The sequence below is a fragment of the Stratiformator vulcanicus genome, assembly GCF_007744515.1.
Classification (GTDB): Bacteria; Planctomycetota; Planctomycetia; order Planctomycetales; family Planctomycetaceae; genus Stratiformator; species Stratiformator vulcanicus.
In genome coordinates this window covers 3,084,712-3,105,977 of record NZ_CP036268.1, presented here as the reverse complement: position 1 = coordinate 3,105,977, position 21,266 = coordinate 3,084,712, and the positions used below count along the sequence as shown (strand labels likewise).

Here is a 21,266-nt window from a genome sequence, read left to right as displayed (position 1 = left end):
TTCGACCAGAGAACGCGTGAACGAAACCCCCGGCGTCATCACCCTCATCGGCTACCGCGGAAGCGGGAAGTCGAGCATTGCGCCGCTGTTGGCCACCCGGCTCGGATGGACCTCGGTCGACGCCGACGCCGAGATCGAACGACGGGCCGAACGGTCCATCTCTCAGATCTTCGAACTTGAAGGGGAGTCGACGTTCCGCGAACTCGAGCGGCAGGTCATGCGTGATCTGCTGAAGTCGAGCGCGATCATCGTGGCCGCAGGAGGAGGAGCCGCGATCAACGACGAGACCCGCGCTGAAATGAAAGCAGCGGGCGAAGTCGTCTATCTCTCCGCAACCGTCGACGTGCTTGCCGGGCGAATTGCCGGCGACGAATCGTCCCCCGACCGTCGGCCGAATCTGACCGGCACGGGGGGGCGCGTTGAGATCGTCCGTATGTTATCGCTGCGGGAGCCGATCTATCGGCAGGCGGCTTCCCTGACAGTCGATGTTGACGAACTGTCGCCCGACCAGATCGCCGATCGGATCGAGATGTTTCTCCGAAAACGCCGCGCCGTCTGGTTCAACGCATGAACGGCGATTTCTGGTGGTGGGTCGGAGTCGCTGCGCTGTTCGTATTCGGCACCATCGCCGGTCGATTCTGCAACCGTTGCGTCGATCGGTTCGAGCGGTGTGAACTAACCGGACGCGGCTTGCGAGAGCAACTTCAGTCGGCGCTGTTTCCCGAAGCGTACGAGCGGACGCTCTGGTCGGCTCAGCGTTGGTTTCATCATCTTCCTGTGATCGGTCGCTGGCTGCCCGGCAACCCTTACCGCGTGCAGCATTGGAAATCTGAGGCGCGGCGAACGGTCGTCGAATTACTCGACGGCCTCCTCTGTGTCGCGGTCTATTGGGCTGATACTCAGTGGACACCGCAGCCGATGACATCGGGGGCAAGCGTCTGTCTTTCTCCCGGCGGATGGAGAGTCGCCTGCCTCGTCATCGGACACGTCGTCCTCGTGCAAGGCCTCGTGATCGCGACGTTCATCGATCTGAGCAGCATGCTCATTCCCGACGGTAGCACCGTTCCCTTCGCGCTATTCGGCGTCATCTTCGCGCTGCTGTCGGGCGGAACGTTGTTGGTTCCGCTTTACTATTACGATCCGTCGATTGCCGCGGCGCTCGGGTGGAGTCGGGGCGATCCGTTTGCCATCGGCGACCTCGTCGTGCCGACGTTGCTGTGTCCGTGGCCGCATTTGCACGCGCTGCTCGCCTCAATTGCGGGAATCATCGCGGGGGCGGGGGTCGTGTGGATCGTTCGCATCGTCGGCCATTGGGGGCTCAATCGCGAGGCGATGGGCTTCGGCGATGTGATGCTGATGGGGATGGTGGGAGCCTTTCTTGGATGGCAGCCGGTGTTGGCGGTCTTCTTTGTCGCCCCGGTTTTTGCGCTGGCGTTTGTGGCCGTAAAGCTGGTCCTCTCGGCGGTCTGCGTTCTGTTCCGGCTCCCATTTCGCTTTGACCATGAAATTCCTTTTGGGCCGTGGCTCAGCCTCGGGGCGATCGCGATGATCGTCGCCTGGCCGCTCATCTGGCCCGCTGCCGAACGGATATTTCTGCTCGGTCCGCTGCTGCTGCCCATGGCGGTGGCAATCACGGCAATTCTCGCCGTGCTGCTCCGCGGAATGCGGTTGCTCAAACAACTCGCCGGGATTGATGAAGACTGGCTCGAACTCGAAGCGTGGAGTTCGGCCGACCAACTCCAATATGATGCTTCCCGCCGCGAGCAACCGGGCCTTCGCTGCGAACCCCCCGGCGACAACTGGAGTCTCTCCCGACACAACCGACGCTGGCGCGGAAAAAACACTTAATACCTGCCCCTAGACTCTCGCCTCTAGACCCTCAACTCAACATGATCTCAATCGTCGATTACGGCATGGGCAATCTTCGCAGCGTGCAGAAAGCGTGCGAGAAGGTGGGAGCCGAGGCTCGCATCTGTAGCGACCCGGCGGAGCTTGCCGGGGCCGACAAGATGATCCTGCCCGGTGTCGGTGCGTTTCGTGATGCAATCGCCGCACTCCGCGAGCAAAAGCTCGATCGGCCCGTGCTCGATCAAATCGAAGCCGACCGACCGCTGCTCGGCATCTGCCTCGGTCTGCAACTGCTCTTCGACCGCAGCTATGAAGACGGTGAATACGAAGGCCTCGGCGTCATCCCCGGCGAGGTCGTCCGCTTTCAGGACGTCCCCGGCAAGGTTCCCCACATGGGCTGGAACACACTCCAAGCGGCCGGTGACGATCCCCTGTTCGCCGGCATCCCTGACGCCGCCCACTTCTACTTCGTGCATAGCTATTACGTGGTGCCCGCAGACGACTCGGTAGTCGCCGCCCGCACCCAATACGGCCCCCCTTTCACCAGCGCCATCCGCCGCGGCAACCTCTTCGCCACCCAATTCCACCCGGAGAAAAGCCAAGCCGAAGGCCTCCACCTGCTTAAAAACTTCGCAGTGATGTAGGGCGGGCTGTGCCCGCGGAGCGAGAAGCGGGAAGCGGGAAGCGAGAAGTGAGAAGTGAGAAGTGAGGAGCGAGAAGCGAGAAGTTAGAAGTCAGAATTGAGAAGTCAGAAGTCAGAAGCGGGTGGCCCGGACCCTGTAGGTCCGGGTCGCGCAGCGACAAGAGGTCGCAGAACGATGCTGGCAGTGCGTCGCCGGTCCAGAGCTACGATTCGGACCCAATATCTTTTGCGGCTCACGCGCCCCGGTTCTATAGGAACCGGGCCACCGTCGAACATGAGATTCGAATGGCACGTTTGAACGTCGCGGCATTGCCGGGCAGACTCTGCGAAAGAAACACTCGCTCCGGCGGGCACAGCCCGCCCTACTCGCTCCCCGCTCCTCAATATGCAAATCCTCCCCGCGATCGATCTCCGTGACGGCAAATGCGTTCGACTCCAGCAGGGCGATTACGACCGCGAAACGGTCTTCGGCGACGACCCGGCCGCGATGGCGAAACGCTGGGCCGACGAGGGAGCCGAGATCCTGCACGTCGTCGACCTCGACGCCGCCAAAGCGGGGACGCCGACGAATCTCGACGCGATCCGCGGCATTCGCGCGGCCATCGACATCCCGATGCAGCTCGGCGGCGGCATCCGCAATGACGAATCGCTGAAGATCGTGCTCGACGACCTGGGCGTCGATCGCGCGATCGTCGGCACCGCCGCGCTGAAGGACCCCGACTGGTTCCGAGCTGCAGCCGAGCGCTACCCCGACCGCCTCGTCCTCGGCATCGACGCCAAAGGGGGCATGGTCGCCACCGAGGGCTGGCTCGATGTGTCGCAAACGTCGGCGTTAGAACTCGCCCAGCAATACGTCGGCAGTCCGCTCGCCGCCGTCGTCTACACCAACATTGCCAACGACGGCATGATGCAGGGCATCGACGAGGCGACGGTGAGCGACCTGTGCGCGATGTCCGACCTCGGCCTCCCCACCATCGCCTCCGGCGGCGTCACCGACACCACCGACATCCGCCGCCTCGCACTGGCGGAGGAGGAGCATCCGAACCTAGTGGGGGCGATCGTCGGCCGGGCGTTGTACGAGGGGACGCTGACGGTGAGGGATGCGATTATCGCTGCGGGTTGAATCACCAGTGAGCGTGGAATGCCCACGGAACGTGGGCATGAGTGTTGAGGCGCGAAGTTCTTCGCGCCCGGATTCTGCCTCGCCGCTTTTCCCTCTTGGCCTCGTCCAGTGACCATGCCACCTGTCGACCGGACGAGTTGCTAGTGTCTTTACCGGTGACCTAGTGGTGTCCCCGATACCTTTCAGCGGAAGCCAACACAGAAAGAAGAAATGTTCTCGGCCAAGGATCAAGGGATGCGATTTCCTACGGATTCTTCACACGGGTTTCAAAATTCGTTCACGACAGATGTGATCGTTTCATCACGAGAGAGGCGTAAACGGCGATTCGTGTCTTTTTGTTGAAGGGTGTGGTGATGAAAGCAGAACTTGTCTTGCTCAAGGTCGTACTGTTCGTTTCCGCGATCACGGTGATCTCAGCTGATCAGGCTGAAGCTCAGTTCTGGAAGAAGCTGGAGAAAAACATCACGGGCTTTCTTGAAGACCCCGCCGGAACTGTGAAAGCTGAGGCGAAAAGGGCCGAAAAACAGCTCCTCGACAGCCGCGACAAGCTGGTGAAAGAGGGCGAGAAGGTGAGCGAGCGACTCGCGAAGCTAGAACAGGATATTCATAACCTCTCGCCGTCTGGAGTTTCTGAAGAACTTTGGGGCGAAGCAGGGCGAATTGCGTACGTGTCAGCCGCGGCCACGATGCGGACCCGGTCACCGCATGGGAAACCTTTAGACTTCTGGACGAAGGCGATTCTCCACGGTCGATTCGGTGGCCTTGTCGAGCGAGTGCGAATCCACTGGGACGTTTCACCGCTCGATAAGTGGGTGGCCTCAAACATCGGGATCGATTTATCAGGGACTGACACCGTTGCCCAAACATATGGCTACGACATTTACATCGATTTCAAGGAAGGTGAGAGGCCGCGAGAGGAAGTGATTTCACTACTTGCTCACGAAATGATGCACACGGCTCAGTTCGTAAAGTACGACTCATCCTTCAGCAACTTCGGATACCACTACTTCAAGGAGTTCAAGAAGGCGAATCAAAAATACGAGAATAACAAGCTGGAAAAGGAGGCATTCGAAGTTGAGAGGGAGTTCGACGACTACATCCCAGTAGCTCTCGACGCAAACGGAGGAAGCACGCATGACTTCTACTTCAATAAGGATATCAAGCAGAACGACAATCTTCTGTATGAAGTTGCAAAGCATGGTGACAAAGTAACTATCGTTCCGATCGTGAAGAAGAAGAAAGCGTTCGATGCAAACGGCGGGCATTCGATTTACATGGGGAACAATCAACTGCCGAACGATAACATTCTGTGGAAGCTTGAACCGCACGGAAACTACGTCAGCATCATTTCTGCGATCAAGCGAGATGGAACAACAACGGTCGCTTGGGACGCAAACGGAGGACGTGAAGCTCCTTATCTGAATGAATATAAGCTTCCAAACGATAATCTCCTTTGGGATATCTATTCGAACGGGGAATCCGCAGTGATTATTCCGAAAGTTGGTCACAACCCAGAGTGACAAGCGGGTAGCCCGGCCCAAATCGGGCCGGGTCGCGGGGCGGCACGAGGCGATGAATCTGAGACGATTTGACGCGCGACGGCGGGGTGGCATGCCCACGGAACGTGGGCATGAGTGTTGAGGAGCTAGGTTCTTCTGGCCCGAACTTTGCATGGACGCTCTTCCCTCATGGCCACGTCTCGTGGCCATGCCACCAGTCAGATGGGATTTTAGTAAAGGAGGTTCAATGTACTACGGAGTTATGCGGACTGCTCCCGGATACTCACCAGGCCAACAGTTCCTTCTCGGGCTTTATGAGTCGGACCGCGCCAACTCATTTATACGCCCAGTCTTGAGCGAGGTGGGCAGTCGTACTTATGGGTCGCTTGAAGATGTTCATCGTGCGATTCCGCTTTCTGCGAAGCTGGTCGACTATGCGGTTGACGACCGGTTCGTCGAGTTATGGCAAGCGGGTAGCCCGGCCCATGTCGGGCCGGGTCGCGAAGCGATAAGAGGCGATGAATCTTAGACGATCAAATGCGCGATGGTCCCCTTGATTAAGCGCAATCGTTCGTGCCTCCCTGAGCCTTCATGGCACCGTCGACACTGAATCGCCTCTTGTGCCTGCGGCATCCGACCCGGCGGGTCGGACCACCCGGGAGCGTGGGTAGGGGTGTTGAGGTGCCACGTTCTTCGATCCCGGATTCTGCATCGCCACTTTTCCCTCATGGCCACGTCGCGTGGCCATGCCGCCCGTCCATGAGGCGAAAATTCAGAATGGGAATTGAAGAACAGCAAAAGCGGTTTGCTCGATTCTTGGAGCGATTAATCGAAGGTCGAATAAGGCAAGCCGATTGGCCGACCTTTGTCGTTGAGCACTATTGCGATGAACGACTTGAGACGGTCAGACGAGACCTCGTTCGATATGCGATCTCGCAAGACGGCCAGTGGGATCCTCTTGCATTGAGCGAAGAACAGCGGACCGTTGTCACACGTTTACGCAAGCAAGTTACAAAGCAATAGCACTGTCTAAGGGTGGCCCGGCCGATCTTCGGCCGGGTGCCGCAGGCACAAGATGCTGTTCGAGCGCCGTGCGAGTGTTTCTTGGACGCTACTTGCGGGGCAAGGTGCTCGAACAACATCTTGTCGCTCCGCGACCCGGCCGTCGAAACGGCCGGGCCACCCGCCTCGATCGAAATGGCTTTGCCATTGACCACAAATGACTGTTATATTTTGACCAGGTGAGTGAGATGTCGAACTTGCGTTGCCGAAACGGAAGTTCGACATTGCGGGCTGGCGAAAGTTTCGTTCGAGCAATGTCCCGGAGATATCCGCATGTCCGAGTTGAAGTCGCGCTCAGATTCTGCAACGCGGATGGGGCGTATTTCCGACGTTTGCGAGCAGTACCGGCGGCTTTGGAAATCAGGCGCGCCCCCGTCGTTGAGCCGGTTCTTGGGCGACCTGCCGGACTCGGAGCAGCCGGTACTGTTATCGGCGCTGCTACCGATCGAGTTTTCAATGAGGCGTGAGACAAACAACGTAGTCGATCGAGCGAAATATCTGCGTGAGTTTCCGGAGTATGCTCATGTGATCAACGACTTCTTCCGCGATGAGGAGACGCGAAATTTTGGCGAAGCCGGAGAAACGACTGAGCCAAAGACGTCGGGCGAAATCTCGATGCCGCATACGATCGGTCGTTATAAGATCGTTCGAAAAATCGGTGAGGGCGGGATGGGCGCCGTCTTTCTGGCATACGATCCGGATCTGGATCGCTCGATTGCGATTAAAGTCCCGCACACTGAACAGTTCGAGGCCGATTCGATCGACCGGTTCCGGCGCGAAGCTCGAGCCGCGGCTGGTCTGCAACACCCCGGAATTTGTCCGGTGTTCGACATCGGTCGATTCGGCAATCATGACTACATCGCAATGGCCTTCGTCGATGGCGATTCGCTCGAAGCGAAGTTAAAGAAGTTGCCGACTCCGCCTTCACAGTTATTCGTGATCAAGCTCACGAAAGCAATCGCGGACGCTCTGGTCGTTGCTCACAGCGGGGGGGTCGTTCACCGGGACCTCAAACCCGCAAACATCATGCTCGACCCAAACGGTCGACCGGTCATCATGGACTTCGGCCTGGCAATGCGGATGCATGGCGAGGCCGGAGCCCGAACCCGCTCAGGCCAAATTCTTGGTACGCCGAGCTACATGTCGCCGGAACAGGTTGACGGCGATCCGTTACGGGTCGGACCGGCGGCGGACGTTTATGGGCTCGGAGTGATTCTCTATCGGATGTTGGCCGGCTCCGTCCCATTCGCCGGTTCGCTCATGGCGGTTCTGAAGCAGGTTGCAAACGACCAACCTCGCCCACTGAGCGAAATTCGTCCGGATGTCGATCCCGACTTGGCTTTCCTATGTATGTCGATGCTGGAAAAGTCGTCAGGTAATCGTCCGCAGATGGTGGAGGTGTCATCACAACTCTTGCGGATCGGTCGATCGCTTGCCTCGTCGGCACGAACGATACCGCCCCGCGAACGTGCGTTAGCGCCACGCAAACTTCAGCGCGGCGAGCATCCACAATCCGACCCTGAGACAAGTACCTCCGGTAGCGGGGTGTTCAACTGGAACAGGTTGAAGTGGGTCGCCGCCGGCGGGATGGCTTTTCTTTTTCTGCTCGCAGCGATCACGATTCGCTTCAAAACTGAAGACGGAGAATACGTCGTTCAAACCGATAGCAACAACGCCCAGATCGAATTCGACGGCAATGCCGTATCGATCAGCGATGGTGAAACGCGAAGCGTCATCGAGTTTAAGCCGGCGACCGCGCCCGATGCGGCGGTTCCTCAAGAGAACGCCGAAGTTGCGCCCTCGGCACCGCAGCCGACGCCGCCGAAAATTGAACCACACCTTCCGGTTCAAACGAGTCCCGAGACGTCACCGGTTGAGGTCTCGAAAGATCGTCCGCAATCCCTGCCGGATGTCGAACCCATTTGGGCGGATTCACCAAAAGCGCTGACTCCGCCGTCCGATGAGGCCAACCTGGCTCGCATCCTGACGGAGAAAGGTGCCCTTGTCGGCGTTACAACCGGTTCATCGATTCCGAAATGGATTAATGCACCCGATCAAATCCCTTCAGGCAAAATTCAGATCGTCGGGCTTACGCTAAGCCGCGGCCTGCCCCACGACACCTTCGCGGCCGCCATGTCGTGCCCGAACCTCAAGTACCTTTCGGCCGGTTCGGTCGTGCTCGGCGACCAGACTGCTCGGCTGATCGGGTCAGCTCGCAATCTGGAAATGCTCGATCTTCAACGTTCTCCGATTTCGGACGACACGATCGCGGCTTTTTCAGAGCTCAAAGAACTTGCGACTTTGAATCTCGGCTACACGCGGATGACCGCCGCATCGGCACACATCCTGGACAATATGCCGGAATTGACCACGCTCCAACTGCATCAAACGCAGTTGGGCGATGCCGGGGCGATCCATTTCCGAAAACTGAAGAAGCTGGAGCGACTCTATGTCGACGGCACCGGTATGACCGACCGGGCGGCGGAGATCATTTCGTCACTCGCGCAGTTACAAACGCTCTATGTTTCGAGTTCGTCAATCAGTGATGAGGGGCTTAGAAAACTGTCTGAATTGAAGAAGCTTCGCAGCTTGTCTTTGCCGCTGAGCGGAGTCTCAGACGAGGGGGTCCGATCACTGGCAGGGCATCGGAATCTCGAAAGCATCGAACTCGTGGGAACTTCCGTAACCGGCAAAACGTTCGACGTGCTTGCGCAAGTGCCGCTGAAGCGAATTCAACTTCGCGGCTGCCCCGTCGATTCGAACGGGCTCGGCGGACTGCTTCGGCACGCCGATTCGCTCGAGATGCTCGGCCTGTTCGATACGAAACTTGGCGAGCAGGACATTCCCATGCTGGGGAAGTTTAAGGCTCTGAAATCCCTCGCGGTCGTCTATAACAACGACCGGTTCACAAGAGGTGCCGAGTCTCGGCTGAAGGCACAGCTTCCCGGCTGTCGGATCGAGTGATAGCTTTTCCGTTAACGAAACACAAGCGATTGCCATTCGGATCGATGTTCATGAGCCCTTTCAATTCAAGAGTCAGTCGTCGAGGATTCACGCTGATTGAGCTGCTGGTCGTGATCGCAATTATTGCGATCCTGATCGCACTGTTACTCCCCGCCGTTCAACAGGCTCGCGAAGCCGCGCGCAGGTCTCAATGCAAGAATAACCTGAAGCAGATTGGGCTCGCACTTCATAATTATCACGACAACCATGGGCAATTTCCGCCACTTTGGGTGTTCGAACGCGACCCGTCCCCGGTACCTGATAACAACAACGATCAGGCATGGGCATGGAACGCGTTCTTGCTTCCTTTTCTTGAACAATCGGCCATTTACCAAAACCTCGATGTCAATACGGCGCGGCCTGAAGACCGGGCAACGCCCGACGCGGCTCAGGTCATCCTGCCGATCCTGATGTGTCCGAACGAGGTTGACCGAAGCCTCGGAATTGCCGACGGGCCCCGCCTGATGTCATTCAATTCCGTTCCGATCGGGCGATCCAACTACGTCGGAAATTTCGGCGTAACATCCCCGGTCTCCGGCGGAGATTCAATTTACGCGATGGACGGAATCATGTACGCCAACAGCAGCATCGGCTTTCGACACGTGACCGACGGTGCCTCGAACACCCTTGCGGTCGGCGAACGGATGGGTTGTAAGGGAACTTCGGGTGACCCCGCATGGGCCGCTTGCGATTCCGGCTTGATTCGCAATTGTTCCCATATGACGGGGTTTAATTTTCTTTCGGGCAGCGTGAGGATTAACACGCCTTGCAGCGGCCAGAACTTGGAGAGCTACCACACGGGAGGCGTGAACGTCTTACTATGTGACGGCTCGACTCGCTTTATGAGCGAGAATATCGAAAGCAAGAATGACCTCGCCTACACGATCGCCCAGTCCGGCGGCGTGCTACAAAAATTGCAGGCTCGCAACGATGGTGCCACCGTCGGTGACTGGTAAACGCCGTTAAACCCGATTTGTGCCTGATGAAAGCGGGCACGTTTGACCGTAACACGGTAGCCCGGCCCACGTCGGGCCGGGTCGTGCGGCGACAAGAGGCGATGAATCTGAGACGATCGAACGCGCGATGGTCCCCTTGATTAAGCGCAATCGTTCGTGCCTCCCTGAGCCTTCATGGCACCGTCGACACTTAATCGCCTCTTGTGCCTGCGGCATCCGGCCCGGCGGGTCGGACCACCCGGGAGCGTGGGTAGGGGTGTTGAGGTGCTAAGTTCTTCGATCCCGGATTCTGCATCGCCGCATTTCCTTCATGGCTACGTCCCGTGGGCATGGGTGTTGAGGTGCCACGTTCTTCCAGCCCGGATTCTGCATCGCCACTTTTCCCTCATGGCCACCCGTCCGCCCCGCACTCGCTGGGGGCGACTAAAAGGTCGTCCCCAGCGACCCGGCCGTTCTCACGGCCGGGTCGTTTGCGAGGTTTACATCGTCAGAATGCCGAGGCTACTTCACGATCTGCGCAGCGGGTGGGGTCCAGTTGCCTTCGATGATTTCCCACTGCGGCATATATAGCCGCACGATATAGTTCCACCCGTCGGTGATGGGAAGGTAGTTGGCACTGTCCGAGTCGCCGCCGAAGTGAATCGTGACGCCGCCATCGGAATCTTTTTTGGCGGTGACGTCGTTGACAGAATAGGCATTAAACTTGTTCGGCGAGATGAAGCCGTCTTTGTTGTAGACGGTGATCGACCAGAACGCCGAGACCGGAACATCCTTCGGCATTTTCAGGACATAGGCTGTTTTTCCGTCGTTCTTCTCAGGCGTCACATTGACGTACATCGCACCGCGTTGGGGATTGCCGCCCCAGCCCATGGAGGTGCCGATGAGGTGCATGATCGGGTTGACTTCGCCGCGTTTTCCAAAGCCACTCGAAACGTCACTCAATCGCTTGCCGAGGACATTAATATCGTTACGAGTCTGCACCAGCGATGCTTCGTCCCAGTCGGGCAAGTCCAATTCACCGACGGAGGCCTGCTCAATTTTGATCTCGTCCTGCAGTTCGTGGGCGGCCTTCATATCTGCGGGATCATTCGGGTCGGCGAACGTCCGGAAGACGACCAGGATATACCGGGTGCCCACGTCGGCCATGGTCAGCGTGACCTTGCCCGGACCGTTCTTCAGGACGGGGTTATACTGGTCCTGATCGACGACAAGTAATGACTGAAACCGGTCCGGTGAGGCCGGCTTATGAATTGTGATCGGCTCGACGAGGTCATACACGCCGAACGAGTAGAGCGTATCTCGATTCAGGCGAATGGTGGTCTGATTCTTAAGGGGAGCCATTTCGCGAAAGTTGTAAAGCTTGCCGACGCCGCTCGCTTTTGCCGCGTAGCCCTTCATCTGCATGTCACTCTCAGCACGAATGTAGTTGCTGAGATTGACGGTCACATCGCCGGCGGAGGCGGCTGCCGTCGCCGCAAGACAGATAGCCGTGATTGTGCAAAGTCGAAAGCCAAGCATGACTCATCCTTATTAGAGAGAGTTGTGAAATGCCTTCAGCCCGACATGGATGACACCGAAAGTGCATCTCGAAAAGTAGTGGTAAAACGACGAGTCGCCTCCGAAGAGGCCGCAAAGCGTCACCATGATCCAACCGATATCGCAGTGAAGAGATTCCTCACGATTTCGGCTTCACCGGGAACTTGGCCTCGTACTTGATGCTCGAAATGAAGTGCTTGGCGGTGATGAAATCGGTGACCGAAAGCCCGTCTCGAACTTTCTCTTTCAAGGTCGACTGCATTGTCTCGCACGCATTATTGATCGTGTCGATCATAGTGGAGTTTTCGCCGCTATCGTCGGGCGTTCGGGCCGCCCAGGCTTTGTCGATGATTTCGCGTTGGGCAGCGAACGCGGGGTCTCTGAGGACGTAGGGCCAATGCAAGGTGCCGGCTTCGACATCCTGTTTCTCTGCGCTGAGCCGGTGGGCTGATTCCATCGCGGTGAGCGATTTATTGTATTCGGCGACCTTCCGACGAGTTTCTGCGTCCGTCGCCTCATCGCGGGCTTTTTCAGCCGCCTCTTTCTTGTTGTAGTAGGACAGAGCGGCGTCCTGCTTGAGGCCGCGGTTCTTATAGAATTCCGCCGCCGCCTGCTGATGCAGAATTTGAGCTTGGGCATTATCGACATTCATCTGACCAATGCCGGCGGCTTCCTGACCTCGACCGGCCGCGGCGACTCCGGCACTGACTCCGGGGCTGACCCCACCCACGCCGTAGGTTCCGGCATACGGGATGTATCCGTGGTCGGGGTGATAAGTATGCAGCGGGTAGCCGTGTTCCGGATGGTAGGCGTGACGTGCGAGGTCACCGCAATCCGCGGCTGTGGCGGTCTGTCCGATCGCCAAGAGGACCGCACAGGCGGCCGAGAAAAAACAACGCTGGAAAGCCGAGTTCATTGCTGCCTGCTCCGGTAATTTTGAATTTGAAATCAGCACGACCGGCGATCCGAACCGGTGCGACAAACGAGTGGCCGAAAAATCCTGCGCCCGGGGTATTCGTTCGCGGCAAAGTCATTGAGCCGACCCATCGCTACTACGATGGGCGCGAATAAGACCAAGTTTTCTCGATCGTAAGGGCGCGAAGCTTGGCAATACAAGTAGCTTCGGATTTCGTTCCCGTGGTTCCATCTCGGTCGGTGGGTAGCCCGGCCCACGTCGGGCCGGGTCGCGAAGCGACAAGAGGCGATGAATCTTAGACGATCGAACTTGTGACGGTCCCCTTAATTAAGCGCGATTGATCGCGCCTGCCTGAGCCTTCATGGCACCGTCGACACTGAATCGCCTCTTGTGCCTGCGGCATCCGGCCCGGCGGGTCGGACCACCCGGGAGTGTGGCATGTCAACCGTCGCACTTCTGTGTCACAGCTTAAGCGGGGTGCGGATCAGGAATTTCGTGCCGCGACCGGGTGCGGAGTCGATCTCGAACGCACCGCCGAATGCGACAATTCGCTGCTGAACGCTTCGCAGGCCGAGGCCGGCCTCGCCACCATATTCTACAATGCGGGGATCAAAGCCTTTGCCCTTATCTTCGACCGTAATAGAACGATGGTCATCGCCATTGCTTAAGTGAATGGCGGCCCGGTCCGTTCCCGAATGTTTGACGGCGTTCAGCAATAGTTCTCGAATGGTCGAAAGCAACAGCAGTCGTTCCTCCGGTGGAATAGCCGTGTGCTCCTCGTCGCAAGTGACGTCGACGTTGAAGTGATAGTGCGACTGAAAACGGGAGGCCAGCCACTGCATCGCCTCCGGAAGTGAATCATCATTTAACTCCGGCGGGCTCAATTCGTGCGCTAATGATCGCGATGACTGGATCGCTTCGTCGATAAACGCTTTCAAATCTGACCGCACGCGGTCGGCGTCGCTACCCGCGGCATTTTCGAGAATAGTCAGATGCATCTTAATGGCGACGAGTAACTGCTGCAGACCATCGTGCAGCACCTGGGAAAGCCGATCGCGTTCACGCATCTCCGCAGTGCAGAGTTCGGCGGCGAGCTTCTTTAGCTGTTCGTTGCGGTTTTTCAGTTCGGCCGTCCGTACCGAAACCAGTTCCTCAAGGCGTTCATTCAATTCCTTGAGCTGTTGTTCGACCTGCCGCAGATCCGTAATATCCACGACGCTACCGAAGATCTTTGTCGGAATTCCCATTTGATTAAAGACGACGAGCGACCGATCCCACACCTGCACCCAACTGCCGTCACGATGCTGAATCCGATATTCAGTTTCGCTGCGTTCGGACGACTCGTTATTGTTCAGCACCTGAAGAAATGTCGGGACATCCTGCGGATGGACCCGCTGCTGCCACCAGTCGATGGTATTGGGAACCTCGTCGGGAGAAAAACCAAGCACCTCGGTGAGTCCGGAGGAGCGGTGCGCCGTACCTTCGCCGAGGTCATATTCATAAATAATCCCGCCGACCGCATCGGCCGCGAGCCGGAAGCGTTCTTCACTTTCGGAAAGGGCGACCTCCTGAAATTTGCGGGCGGTGATGTCCTGCGTCGTGCCCACAATGCGAACCGGACGGCCGTCCTCAAAGAAGGTCCGCCCGTAAGCCGCAACCCAGCGCATGATTCCGTCCGATTTATGAATGACTCGATACTCGGCGAAATAATGCCCGTCACTATCGGGACTCATTGAACGCTTTACGGCTGCGTCGGTCGGCGTTCGGTCGTCCGGATGCAGGCCGCTACGAAAGTCTTCGTAGTTGAGGACAGAATTCTGGCCGACGCCCCAAATGCGGGCCGAGTGCTCGTCCCATCGTAGCTCGTCGCCAATGACGTCGTAATCAAAGATGCCGACCGTCGAGGCTTCCTGGGCGATCTTCAACCGTTCTTCGGCGAGATAGCGGGCCGTGATATCCATTCCGGATGGAATCAGGTGCGTGATGTCACCCGCGTCGTTGCGAAGTGGCGCGAGTTGAAAGTCGATCCACATTCGGCCTGCGCCAGAAATTTGCACCGGAACATCGTAGCGAAGGATTTCGCCAGCTCGTGCTCGATCTATCGATTCGCGCAGTTGCGCTTGGATCTTGGGCGAATAGTTCCACCAAAAAGTTTCCCAGAATGGTTGGCCGAGCACGTTGTCTCGCGACAAGTCTCCGACGGCCAGTGCTGGTTCGTTGACGTCGATCAGGATTCCGTCAGGCGTCAGCACGCCGACGAAGTTCGCGACGCTATTAAAAGCTCGCCGTGCGAATTGCTCGGCATTGGACTTCGTCTGTTCGGCCTGCTTCCGATCGGTCACGTCGGCACTTGTGCCGACAAGCCCGGCAAATGTTCCGTCGTCGCGGAAACGTGGCCGAGCCCATGATTCGAGCCAACGCCAGCGACCATCGTGGGTTCGGAATCGTGCCTCAGCGTGAAACTCGGCTCTCGCTCTTAAGCTCTCGTCGTACGCTTTGCTGTAATCTTCGACGTCATCAGGATGAATTTTTCTCCGCCACGAGCCGATGGAAAGATCGGCCAGATCAACGCCGAAGAACTGACGATACGTTCGGTTGATGAACTCAGGTTGTCCCTCTGGCCCGTGAACCCACAGGATCAGCGGCAGGCTGTCCGCCATTTGACGGAACTGCTGCTCATTTTCAGGCAATCGATGTGCGGAATCGGCGCGCTTGGCGACTCTATGTTCACTGCTGTTCGTTTCAGCCATCCGGAAACCTCATAGCGGCTACCCGGACCGAGCAGTATCGACGCGTAGTAATTGGTTAGGTTCAATTCGACGGGTTACGTGCCCACTTCGCGGTTGGTAACCGACGCAGCCACGACAGAGACCAATTCAATGCGGACCCGACCACGCAGATTGAACTTGTTCTCTTTCCAGACTTTATCGTCAATCTCAGCTAATCGCCAGCGGCGATCGCGAGTTGACTGAGACGGGCTTGCGTCAATTGCAAGATTAGCCTGCGCGGTGATCGTTGTCGGCGTACAGAGCGTCTCAACGTAAAGAAGCCGCGACCGAGTAATCGATCGCGGCTTCTTTACGTATTGTTCTACTATCCGATCGGGCAGGATCGGGAGACTTATTCTTCGTCTGAATCGCCCGACGTCGCTTCGTCCGTACTTGGGTTCTCAGTCTCACCGAGGTCTAAATCGCTGGAGGCGGCTGCCGCGGCTTTGGCTCGTTCCAAGTCCTCGGCCTCTTCGGCGACTTCGCGTTTGGCGTCAAGTTTCGTCGTCGCTTCCAATCGCGATGCCTCGCGGTCGGCTTCGGTGACTTCCTCGATCGCGTCCTCGCGAGCGTCGTAGCGAATCTCGTCCGCTTCTGCTTCCGCTTCTTCGATCTGATCCGCCGCTTCAACCTTGGCGTCTTCCAAGTCTTCCTTAGCATCTTCCACGGTTAATTCGGACTCACCGCAACCGACCAACAGGGAGGCCGTGAGCAAAACTGCAAACGCCGTGGAACAGGTCAACCGATGCGGTAACGCCGCAAGGTCTGACATTGCACAAGTCTTCATGGTTGAAACTCCGCAGTTGGCGCGTGTGAACGATCGATCTCGTCTTGGTGAATTTGCTTCACCTGATCGTCTTAGATACTGGGGCGTCGCAGGCCGCCGATCAAGCTCACGATGAATAGGACGAGGAATACGAAGAAGAGAATCTGCGCAATGCTCGACGCGCCGGCGGCGATTCCGCCGAACCCGAATACCGCTGCTGCGATTGCAATGATGAAAAACATGAGTGCCCAGTAAAGCATGTTCGTCTCCAGAAGTGAGTAAATCGGTTGTTTCATTCGACTCGCGAAATCTTCGTCGAATCTGATGGGACAACCACAATGCAGACGGAGTGCCGTTCGGGTGCGATTGGCGTAAGTGTTTAATTTCAAATGGGATAGCGATCAATCGTTTTCCAGGTTAATAGGCGACTTCGGTGAGAAAGTGCATTGGCCGGGGCCAGGCTGGCCGCTTATCGACCAGAAATGCCATGCGGATTCGACTCGACCAGCTGCCAGTCAAAGTTCACCGACCCGCTCCCCATCGTTTCGGAGCAACCAGCGACGCACCGTTTCCGAATCACCGGCTCCGCTCACAAAGCGGGGAGAGCCGTCGCTCAACAGGACGAAACCGTCACCATCAATCAATCGGCCCGTTTCGTGACGGCTGCGAAGTCCAGCACCGGCCCAACCTGATTTGCTCACCGCGTCAGCGTCGTAATCAACGTCGCGCGGTTCGGTCCAGCCGATGCCGGAATCGGAATGCTCAATCAGCACAATTGTATTGGATAACCCGTCCGTAACATCCGCGATCGATACAGCACCGTCCGGGGGGAAAATCGTATTTGGGCCGACAATCGCAAAGCGGCTCGCGCAGCCGGCCGGGCCGCGGTCGGCTGCGCAGCGAAACAGCTTCGGGCACTCTAGTCCGAGCATGAGGTTGTGCGGGCTGTCCCAAGATTCGTCCAGCCGGTAGTTGGCAAAGCGTGGTTCGAGGTAACCAAGTTCCAAAGCAGACTTGAGGATCAGTGCCCTCCAACTATGCCATGGACGCCCATCCGGACCGAACGTCACCGCCGGCGGGAAGGAGTCGAACTCGTCGTAATAATGATGCAGCGCAAGGCCGAGGACCCTTGTGGTATTTCCGCAGTCAACCCGGGCAAGCATCAAATTCGTATAGGAGCAAAATTGAAATACGGCAAAACAGAGGCTGGGAATTAGGAGTGCGATCAACCCAAGCCGAATCGCCCACTTCGCATTGCGAAAATTGCTGGGCTCAATTGGACGCGCTGAATCAATGTTAGGCTTTTTCGCCATATCAGCAGCTCGGCTCTGTTGTCCGAACTAAGATGAGGGATCAACCAAAACGACCCGCAGGTCCATCACGTTCGTGTGGGTCGGCCCGGTCTTAAGAAGGCCGCCCGCATTTTCAAAAAAGGGATAGGAATTATTGATTTCAAGAAACGTGGCCGGGTCAAGTTGTTGCGACTTAGCCTCGGCAATGACCCCGGCATCAATAAAGGCTCCGGCGGCGTCGGTCGGGCCGTCTTCGCCATCCGTTCCGCCGGAGAGTACGCAGATATTCTCAGCGCCGTCATCCCACAATTCGATTGCGGCTGCGAGAGCCAGCTCCTGATTGCGGCCTCCTTTGCGGGGTTGATCGGTGTCAGCCAGTTTCACGACCGGTTCACCGCCACTGAGCAGGCAATAAGAGTTTGGTCCGGCCGCTCGGCGCTGAACCGCGTGTTGAGCCAAGCGAACCCCCTCATCTCGGGCAAAACCGACGTTATCCGATCCCAGTGAATCGACTTCGTAGCCGCGACGCACGGCTTCCGCCTTTGCCGCCGCGATTGATGTCCCGTTCTCACCGATGATTTGGTTAATAATTTGATGCGCATGGGGCGTCGGGGCCGCTTCGTCGTCCTCCAGAATTTCCCAAACGGAGTCGGGGATCGCGTTGCGCTCCGCATATCGATTTAAAATCGTCAGCGCTTCCGCACGCGTCGATCGATCCGCGACGGTCGGTCCTGAGGCGATCAGGTCGAGCGGGTTGCCGACGATGTCGGAGATAATTAAAGCCGTCGCATGCGGCGTCCCAATGGCTGCGGCCAACTTTCCGCCCTTAATTCCCGAAAGATGTTTGCGAACCGTATTCAATTCTTCTATCGGGGCACCCGACTTGGCCAGCAATTTCGTCACCGCGATCTTGTCTTCGAGTGTGATGCCGTCGATCGGCAGCGGCATTAAAGCGCTGCCCCCGCCGGAAATTAAAACGACGCAGATGTCGCGATCGTTTAAGTCTCCAACGATTTCTAAGATTCGTTGCGTGCCCTGCACGCCTTCGGCTCTTGGTTCATTGACTCCGGCCGGACGGCCCGCGTGAAGTTTAATTTTTTCAAGAGGTCCGACACAGTCGGCGGGAACACTGACGAGGCCCTTCAGCTTACTTTCGCAAAGCTCCGGCCCGAGGGCGTCTTCGACTCCGCGGGCCATCCCGGCACCCGCTTTCCCGGCACCGACGACCACGATCCGTCTGATATTGTGGATTGCGTGTGATTTGCCGGCCACGCGCACCGTGTCGCCGCTGACTTCGATCTGCTCCCGCACGAGCTTCGTGGCATCAACGGCGGCCACGCCCGCTTTCCAGATCGCAATCGCATCTTTTCGAAGTTGCTGAGCGTTGTTCATCGCCCGATCTCGTCGACCAAGACTCTTAAAAACGGTTCAACGTCGGTCACAAGGCCGATCGTTTGAAACGTGCCACGATCAGACAACTTGGTGACCGTAGCTGGATTAATATCAACGCACACGACCTTCACACTTGCCGGAAGCAAGTTCCCGACGGCAATGGAATGCAGCGTTGTCGCAATCATTAATGCAAGCGTTGCTCCCTTCGCCATCTCTCTCATTCGCCGCTGCGCATCGAGGGCGTCGGTCACGACGTCGGGAAGCGGCCCATCGTCACGGATACTCCCGGCGAGTAGATAGGGCACATCGTGCTTGATACACTCGTACATAATACCCGACTTTAATATACCCTGCTCGACCGCCGGTCTGATTCCGCCGAGTCGCCTTATTTTATTAATTGATCTCAAGTGATGTTCGTGCCCTTCCTCAGAGCCGCCGCCGTGTGTCATCGAAATGCCGAGGCTCGTATCGAAAAACGATTGCTCAATGTCATGCGTGGCGAGCGCGTTTCCCGCGAATAGCGTGGAGACATAGCCCTCGCGTATCAGTCGGCTGACGTGATCGCGGCTTCCGGTGTGAACGATCGCGGGGCCGCCGACGAGTAAAACCTTACCCTGCCCCGCCTTCGCCTTTTTCATCTCAGCGGCGATTTCACGAATCACGGCGCCTTTGGGTTTCTCACTCGAAACGGCACTGTTCATAAAGCCGAACGCATCGTGAGCATTGCGGTCTCTCCCGACCGGCGTCACGCGCGTTCCATCCCGCCCGATGACTATTGCGTCGCCCTTATTGACATCGAGCATCGGAACACAGCGGGCGGTCCCGGATGCCCGATCGACTAAGATACCGCAATCCATTTCCTGGTCGCCGACTGGAATCCAACTGCCGTCTATCCGAATTTCGGTGACCTGATTGGTCGTCGAATAGAAGCCCTCGGGAAAGCAGCCCGACATGTCGGCGTGTTCGAGTTGGCAATCGCCGCCTCCGGTTGCGTTCGCCCCGTGCTGGGCGATGTCGTCAAGGATGTCGTCGAGAAGTTCCGATGTCTCCGCCTCAACCATCAAGCGCGCGTAACTGGGGTCGGTCCGACCGTGTCCGATCTGGGTGTCGAGAATGTCGAAACGTCCCCCCAGGGCCGCAATTCGGTCGAGGATCTTCGGCAGCAGTAGACTGTCGATGATATGACCAGCTACTTCGACCTCTTGTCGAAACATTGGATCGGATTCGGTCTTCTCGGCCATTGGCAACTCCCTGCCGGCAACTAAGTCACTGGAACGATCTCGCGATTCAAACGTTTTTCGCGATGAACCGAATTTAATTCAGCAGCGTTTACTCGAATGCGACAGCCAAGGTGCAGGGAGCGACATTCGAGAATTAGAGACCAGCGGGTCAATCGTTACATCACCATGACGAGGCCCTTCAGGCGCGATAGGCCGTCGTAAATCTCGAGAACCTGATTCGCATGTTCGACGACCGGCTCGATCGTCACGCTGAGGTGTCGGCCGCTGGTCGTCCGGCGGATTTTGAATTCGGGATCTTCATCCAGACCGACGGTTTCACGAACGAGCGAGACGACCCGAGCCGCAAATGCCCGATCGTCTTCGCCGATTACCTTGAAGAGGTACGGGCATGGAAAATCGTGCGTGTCTTCGAGGAGGTCGACCGGCGGTAAGTCAGGCATCAGATTTTCTTCCGGCTTGCGGATCGCTGCTAACTCGTGGCTCGAAGGCCGTCTGCTATCGTACGCCAAAGTGCAGTGAGCGGAATCTCAGATCTGAAGAATTCGCTCGTCGCAATGACCTTGATCGGTCTGGCGTGATCACCGATCTTCGGAGGCGCCAGCCGCAAGCGTCGGAATATTGAAAGTAGCTTTCCGTGACCATCATGCCGACATTCGAAGAAAAGTTGTCGCGGACCATCGCGTTCTTGCACCTGGCCTGCCTCGCCGGTGTGTTGCATCTGTGGAATTGCTCGGACGTGGCATTTTTCTGGGCTTTGATCGGCTGTCTGGCTTGTTCCGCGATGACGCTGGCGATCGAGACGTACGTGTCGATCGCGACGGGCTCTTGGGGATTGCGAAACGCCGTATTTCTGCTTCCGCCACTTTTGCTCACTACGGGAGTGCGCGGGCGATCCGGGGAAATCTACGTTCCGACCGTCGGCTTCCGGGCGATCGACGACAAGCTGCGGCGTGCGATCGAGCATGCATTTCAGTGGCCGATGATCGCCGTTGCTCTTTCGATTCTCCCGATCACCGCGCTGGAATATGCGATCGAATTGAAGCCGTCAGCAACGGCCAACGTGCTCGGCGGCTGGGTGCGATCACCCTCAATGGTGTATGTGTTTGCCGTGGCGACCGCGATGATTTGGTTCGCATTCGCTTTTGAATTCCTCGTAATGCTGTCGGTCGCCAAAAGCCGTCTCGGTTACTGCAGAAAGCACTGGCTCGACCTGCTCATTAT

18 protein-coding genes (1 of these 18 running past the window's edge) are annotated in these 21,266 nt (G+C 57.5%); 9 read left to right on the top strand and 9 right to left on the bottom strand.

Features of this window, described 5'->3' with window-relative positions:
• Positions 1 to 16 precede the first annotated feature (16 nt).
• The 8 genes from Pan189_RS12100 to Pan189_RS12065 all read left to right on the top strand — a co-directional run bounded on the left by Pan189_RS12100 (position 17) and on the right by Pan189_RS12065 (position 10,134).
• Positions 17 to 571 (top strand): shikimate kinase, encoded by a 555-nt coding sequence (locus Pan189_RS12100; protein ID WP_145364154.1) that lies wholly within the window; start codon positions 17 to 19, stop codon positions 569 to 571.
• Positions 568 to 1,848, top strand: a complete 1,281-nt coding sequence (locus tag Pan189_RS12095) for a prepilin peptidase (RefSeq protein WP_145364153.1) — start codon at positions 568 to 570, stop codon at positions 1,846 to 1,848. The genes Pan189_RS12100 and Pan189_RS12095 overlap by 4 nt, the downstream gene beginning before the upstream one ends.
• A 41-nt stretch (positions 1,849 to 1,889) precedes the next feature.
• Positions 1,890 to 2,492, top strand: a complete 603-nt coding sequence (gene hisH, locus Pan189_RS12090; RefSeq protein WP_145364152.1) for an imidazole glycerol phosphate synthase subunit HisH — start codon at positions 1,890 to 1,892, stop codon at positions 2,490 to 2,492.
• A 384-nt stretch (positions 2,493 to 2,876) separates the two neighbouring features.
• Positions 2,877 to 3,614, top strand: a complete 738-nt coding sequence (hisA, locus tag Pan189_RS12085; protein ID WP_145364151.1) for a 1-(5-phosphoribosyl)-5-[(5-phosphoribosylamino)methylideneamino]imidazole-4-carboxamide isomerase — start codon at positions 2,877 to 2,879, stop codon at positions 3,612 to 3,614.
• Positions 3,615 to 3,967: 353 nt separating this feature from the next.
• On the top strand, positions 3,968 to 5,134 hold the full coding sequence (locus Pan189_RS12080; RefSeq protein WP_145364150.1) for an eCIS core domain-containing protein: 1,167 nt from the start codon (positions 3,968 to 3,970) through the stop codon (positions 5,132 to 5,134).
• A 756-nt stretch (positions 5,135 to 5,890) separates the two neighbouring features.
• Positions 5,891 to 6,136: a hypothetical protein gene (locus Pan189_RS12075; RefSeq protein ID WP_145364149.1), complete on the top strand. Its 246-nt coding sequence runs from the start codon at positions 5,891 to 5,893 to the stop codon at positions 6,134 to 6,136.
• A gap of 312 nt (positions 6,137 to 6,448) precedes the next feature.
• Complete coding sequence (locus Pan189_RS12070; protein WP_145364148.1) at positions 6,449 to 9,139, top strand: protein kinase domain-containing protein; 2,691 nt, start codon at positions 6,449 to 6,451, stop codon at positions 9,137 to 9,139.
• Between the two features lie 50 nt (positions 9,140 to 9,189).
• Positions 9,190 to 10,134 carry a DUF1559 domain-containing protein gene (locus Pan189_RS12065; protein WP_310820379.1) on the top strand — a complete coding sequence of 315 codons (945 nt, stop codon included), beginning with the start codon at positions 9,190 to 9,192 and terminating at the stop codon, positions 10,132 to 10,134.
• Between the two features lie 501 nt (positions 10,135 to 10,635).
• Here the strand turns inward: Pan189_RS12065 and Pan189_RS12060 are convergent.
• From Pan189_RS12060 to Pan189_RS12020, 9 genes are all read right to left on the bottom strand, one after another.
• On the bottom strand, positions 10,636 to 11,652 hold the full coding sequence (locus Pan189_RS12060; RefSeq protein WP_310820378.1) for a DUF1214 domain-containing protein: 1,017 nt from the start codon (positions 11,650 to 11,652) through the stop codon (positions 10,636 to 10,638).
• Between the two features lie 157 nt (positions 11,653 to 11,809).
• Complete coding sequence (locus Pan189_RS12055) at positions 11,810 to 12,586, bottom strand: hypothetical protein (protein ID WP_145364146.1); 777 nt, start codon at positions 12,584 to 12,586, stop codon at positions 11,810 to 11,812.
• A gap of 461 nt (positions 12,587 to 13,047) precedes the next feature.
• Positions 13,048 to 15,336, bottom strand: coding sequence for a PAS domain-containing sensor histidine kinase (locus tag Pan189_RS12050; RefSeq protein WP_145364145.1), 2,289 nt, complete (start codon positions 15,334 to 15,336; stop codon positions 13,048 to 13,050).
• Between the two features lie 370 nt (positions 15,337 to 15,706).
• Positions 15,707 to 16,141, bottom strand: a complete 435-nt coding sequence (locus tag Pan189_RS12045; protein WP_145364144.1) for a hypothetical protein — start codon at positions 16,139 to 16,141, stop codon at positions 15,707 to 15,709.
• A gap of 71 nt (positions 16,142 to 16,212) precedes the next feature.
• Positions 16,213 to 16,380 (bottom strand): DUF1328 domain-containing protein, encoded by a 168-nt coding sequence (locus Pan189_RS12040; protein ID WP_145366175.1) that lies wholly within the window; start codon positions 16,378 to 16,380, stop codon positions 16,213 to 16,215.
• A 255-nt stretch (positions 16,381 to 16,635) separates the two neighbouring features.
• Positions 16,636 to 17,433, bottom strand: coding sequence for a DUF1559 family PulG-like putative transporter (locus Pan189_RS12035; protein WP_145364143.1), 798 nt, complete (start codon positions 17,431 to 17,433; stop codon positions 16,636 to 16,638).
• Positions 17,434 to 17,460: 27 nt separating this feature from the next.
• Positions 17,461 to 18,804 carry a glycerate kinase type-2 family protein gene (locus Pan189_RS12030; RefSeq protein ID WP_145364142.1) on the bottom strand — a complete coding sequence of 448 codons (1,344 nt, stop codon included), beginning with the start codon at positions 18,802 to 18,804 and terminating at the stop codon, positions 17,461 to 17,463.
• Positions 18,801 to 20,045 carry an ornithine cyclodeaminase, nickel-pincer nucleotide-dependent gene (locus Pan189_RS12025; protein WP_145364141.1) on the bottom strand — a complete coding sequence of 415 codons (1,245 nt, stop codon included), beginning with the start codon at positions 20,043 to 20,045 and terminating at the stop codon, positions 18,801 to 18,803. The genes Pan189_RS12030 and Pan189_RS12025 overlap by 4 nt, the downstream gene beginning before the upstream one ends.
• 155 nt (positions 20,046 to 20,200) lie before the next feature.
• Complete coding sequence (locus Pan189_RS12020) at positions 20,201 to 20,485, bottom strand: YbeD family protein (protein ID WP_145364140.1); 285 nt, start codon at positions 20,483 to 20,485, stop codon at positions 20,201 to 20,203.
• A gap of 203 nt (positions 20,486 to 20,688) precedes the next feature.
• On the opposite strand from Pan189_RS12020, the gene Pan189_RS12015 reads away from it, so the two are divergent.
• A protein-coding gene (locus tag Pan189_RS12015; protein ID WP_310820377.1) for a hypothetical protein crosses the window boundary here: on the top strand, positions 20,689 to 21,266 show its 5' portion. The gene runs 325 nt beyond the window's last position; 578 of the gene's 903 nt are visible here — the first part of the coding sequence; its start codon is at positions 20,689 to 20,691; its stop codon lies off the right edge, out of view.

Excerpts from the sequence above, each read along its gene's own strand:
- Pan189_RS12095 (WP_145364153.1), top strand. The coding sequence starts at position 568 with ATGAACGGCGATTTCTGGTGGTGGGTCGGAGTCGCTGCGCTGTTCGTA.
- hisH (WP_145364152.1), top strand. The coding sequence starts at position 1,890 with ATGATCTCAATCGTCGATTACGGCATGGGCAATCTTCGCAGCGTGCAG.
- hisA (WP_145364151.1), top strand. The coding sequence starts at position 2,877 with ATGCAAATCCTCCCCGCGATCGATCTCCGTGACGGCAAATGCGTTCGA.
- Pan189_RS12080 (WP_145364150.1), top strand. The coding sequence starts at position 3,968 with ATGAAAGCAGAACTTGTCTTGCTCAAGGTCGTACTGTTCGTTTCCGCG.
- Pan189_RS12075 (WP_145364149.1), top strand. The coding sequence starts at position 5,891 with ATGGGAATTGAAGAACAGCAAAAGCGGTTTGCTCGATTCTTGGAGCGA.
- Pan189_RS12070 (WP_145364148.1), top strand. The coding sequence starts at position 6,449 with ATGTCCGAGTTGAAGTCGCGCTCAGATTCTGCAACGCGGATGGGGCGT.
- Pan189_RS12065 (WP_310820379.1), top strand. The coding sequence starts at position 9,190 with ATGAGCCCTTTCAATTCAAGAGTCAGTCGTCGAGGATTCACGCTGATT.
- Pan189_RS12060 (WP_310820378.1), bottom strand. The coding sequence starts at position 11,652 with ATGCTTGGCTTTCGACTTTGCACAATCACGGCTATCTGTCTTGCGGCG.
- Pan189_RS12055 (WP_145364146.1), bottom strand. The coding sequence starts at position 12,586 with ATGAACTCGGCTTTCCAGCGTTGTTTTTTCTCGGCCGCCTGTGCGGTC.
- Pan189_RS12050 (WP_145364145.1), bottom strand. The coding sequence starts at position 15,336 with ATGGCTGAAACGAACAGCAGTGAACATAGAGTCGCCAAGCGCGCCGAT.
- Pan189_RS12045 (WP_145364144.1), bottom strand. The coding sequence starts at position 16,141 with ATGAAGACTTGTGCAATGTCAGACCTTGCGGCGTTACCGCATCGGTTG.
- Pan189_RS12040 (WP_145366175.1), bottom strand. The coding sequence starts at position 16,380 with ATGCTTTACTGGGCACTCATGTTTTTCATCATTGCAATCGCAGCAGCG.
- Pan189_RS12035 (WP_145364143.1), bottom strand. The coding sequence starts at position 17,433 with ATGGCGAAAAAGCCTAACATTGATTCAGCGCGTCCAATTGAGCCCAGC.
- Pan189_RS12030 (WP_145364142.1), bottom strand. The coding sequence starts at position 18,804 with ATGAACAACGCTCAGCAACTTCGAAAAGATGCGATTGCGATCTGGAAA.
- Pan189_RS12025 (WP_145364141.1), bottom strand. The coding sequence starts at position 20,045 with ATGGCCGAGAAGACCGAATCCGATCCAATGTTTCGACAAGAGGTCGAA.
- Pan189_RS12020 (WP_145364140.1), bottom strand. The coding sequence starts at position 20,485 with ATGCCTGACTTACCGCCGGTCGACCTCCTCGAAGACACGCACGATTTT.